Annotated in this window: 3 protein-coding genes; all 3 read right to left on the minus strand. The window is 42.1% G+C overall.

Annotated elements, in window-relative coordinates:
* Positions 1-131: 131 nt before the first annotated feature.
* Positions 132-620: a DUF2199 domain-containing protein gene (locus AAGA18_16085; protein ID MEM9446861.1), complete on the minus strand. Its 489-nt coding sequence runs from the start codon at positions 618-620 to the stop codon at positions 132-134.
* Positions 621-956: 336 nt separating this feature from the next.
* Entirely contained in the window at positions 957-2,258 is a 1,302-nt protein-coding gene (locus AAGA18_16090) for a type II toxin-antitoxin system HipA family toxin (GenBank protein ID MEM9446862.1), read from the minus strand.
* On the minus strand, positions 2,252-2,553 hold a 302-nt coding region (locus AAGA18_16095; GenBank protein MEM9446863.1), incomplete at its 5' end, for a helix-turn-helix transcriptional regulator. The genes AAGA18_16095 and AAGA18_16090, both read right to left, overlap by 7 nt.

Raw genomic sequence — 2,553 nt, forward strand, 5'->3', positions numbered from 1 at the left:
ACATCTCTACTTCCCAGAGTATGTGATCTTGATCTGAATAAAAGCTCTTTTCTATCTTCTGCTGATACTTCTAATTTACCTATGCTGGCCATAAGGCTAATATCGCTAATAGTAAGCTTATTATGAAATCATTACACTAGGCTACTTTTTAAGGGACGACTAACTAACTGATGGTCATAATCCTTATGAAGGTCCAATATCGGTCTTCTTGTTCCAAGTTGGGTATTAACATCAGTTGGAACTGAAAGGGTGTCTTCATAACCTAACAGCTGGTTACAAACCCATCCGAAATATCCACTTTCATAGTCAGTTCGTTCGTATTGATCCGAGTAGTCGTTGTAACTCTTTTCACTTAATGAAACCCAGAGGCCGTATTCTAAATTCAGTTCGAAGTTGTTGACCGGAATAGTTAGGGTTGTTCGAATGAATCTATCCGTTTGCTCTTCCCAGTGTATTTCGCAAAAGTCCTCATCGATCTTAGCAATGTCTTTTTGTTGTTGGGGAGTCAATTGAGAATAATGCCAGGGTTCTCCATACCCAAGAGCAGGCCATGTATTGTGGATTTGACCACATTGAGAGCATTTGAATGTAATCTTCGGATTTTTCTTCTTCCAGAACATTATGCAGTATCCTTTTGACCTTTGAGTAGTACGCCAATATGATTAAAGATAATTGCACGATTCATGGATTCATTCCAAAGTTGAAAGTTCTGTGACCCTAAGAGTTCTCTAATTTGCGTCTGTATCTCGGACTTCTCGAATGCTCCAGAGTTCGTGCGTTCAAAAACTAAGTTCACTTTATCAGTGGCTAAAAAGTTCTGTACTAGCTCTTCAATTAAACCTCACTTTATTTCATCACCTGTTCCGAAATGAATCCAGTGACTCTCCCATATCAAAGTCGTACTAAGATGTTCGGCTGCTTTATACAATTGTCGTGAATCCATCTAACTCACATCATTAAAAAGTACCTAGCGTCGCATTAATTTCATCTCTTTTAGCCGTAGACACTTTTTGTTCTTCTGCAAATTCCGGCCATCGCTTAACCACTGCATTTATATGGTCGATAATCACCGAGCCCTTTTTGACGCTCATCGCACGTGCCACGGCTTCCATATCATTTTTTATAATATGCGTTCGTTTACCATTAACGCTTAATGCATGCTGACTCACCCATAGGCTATCCGGGCGAAAGGCATGACATACATCGTAGGCCGGACTCAATTCCCATTTTTCACCTTTTTTTAGTCGGAATGCGAAATTTTTTGAATGATCATCACAGTTTTTAGCGAGTACATTAAAAACCATTCTTCGAAATAATTCCTCTGCCGCAGGATAAGGCAGCCTGAGCTCCCTCATGGTCTGAAAAAGTTGCTCATAGCTGTAGCTGGTGACTTCATTGAAGTCAAAGTGATTTATGGCGCACCAAGTTTGAATATGATGTTTAAAATTGCCTTCACGGTCAAAACGTTGAGTCATAAAATGCGCCCTTCCATTCTCTTCATTGAGCCTGCACGGCATCATTCTAATCCCGCATTCCCTGGCCATTTTAAAATAAGCATACTCAACCCTACCATATCCTGTACTTTCACCAAACTGCTCTTCACTGACGCCATCAAGTTTTATGATCCAATGGTCGTAGCCTTTTGGCGCCTTGGTTTGACCCGACCGGACATCGCCTGTTATTTCGTTGTAAGCGATCAAAGCCTTTGGCCTGGCACCTCCGGCGGATGTTCCGATCTTCATAATGTCACTAATGGCTTGCTCTTCGTGCTTTGCCAGGTCAGCGCTGAAATCGCTTCGAGCTGATAACATTTTCCTGGCAATTCCGACAAGGCTATCAATTTCTACACTAAAAGTATTTTTGTCTCGACCAAAAGTAGCGGGTTCAAATTCTAATGCTCCCATGCCGCGGGTACCTATAAAACATAGTTGTTCCACAGGGTTCATACTGTCACTAGGTCGTCCATTTTTAGCTAACCACGCGCTGATAAGTCTATTGCCGTATTTATCCGGTAATACGTCTGCCAGAAGTCCCGGAAGACCTTTATATGTATCATATTCACTATCTTTTGGCCTTCTTAGATCAGGAAATGTGAAAATTCTCTGGCCCGATGACAATGGCATTTTTAGCGGCGCTAACTCCCACCCCTTTCTAATAAACTCCGGATCGTATTCAAAGCTCCCAAGTTGTGATTCATGGTTCCAGGCTACGGCACCTACTTGTTCACCCCATATTTTGATTATAGCAGTATTTACCACTCTTTTCCTTGATTACCTGCCTTCCGATCAGGTCGAGCCCTTTGTCTTTTTTCACGTTCCAGCTTAGCTAACTGTAAAGGACTTGGCTGTGATACGATTTGAAAATTATCCATGATATGCAGCAGCTCCAATGCACGAAGTGCCTGAATCAAGGTTGGAACAGTGACCGCCTCACCTTTTTCCAGTAGACTTAACGTAGACCGGCTAATACCCGCCTGCTCCGCTATCTCACTTTGAGTTTTATTCTGGTCCAAGCGATGCTTCCTCACAAATGAGCCTATAGTCTCACTCAAAG

Source organism: Verrucomicrobiota bacterium, assembly GCA_039192515.1.
In the GTDB taxonomy this organism is placed as follows: Bacteria; Verrucomicrobiota; Verrucomicrobiia; order Methylacidiphilales; family JBCCWR01; genus JBCCWR01.

What these genes read in the sequence shown, in the direction of transcription:
- AAGA18_16085 (MEM9446861.1), bottom strand. Translation starts at nt 620, where the DNA reads ATGTTCTGGAAGAAGAAAAATCCGAAGATTACATTCAAATGCTCTCAA.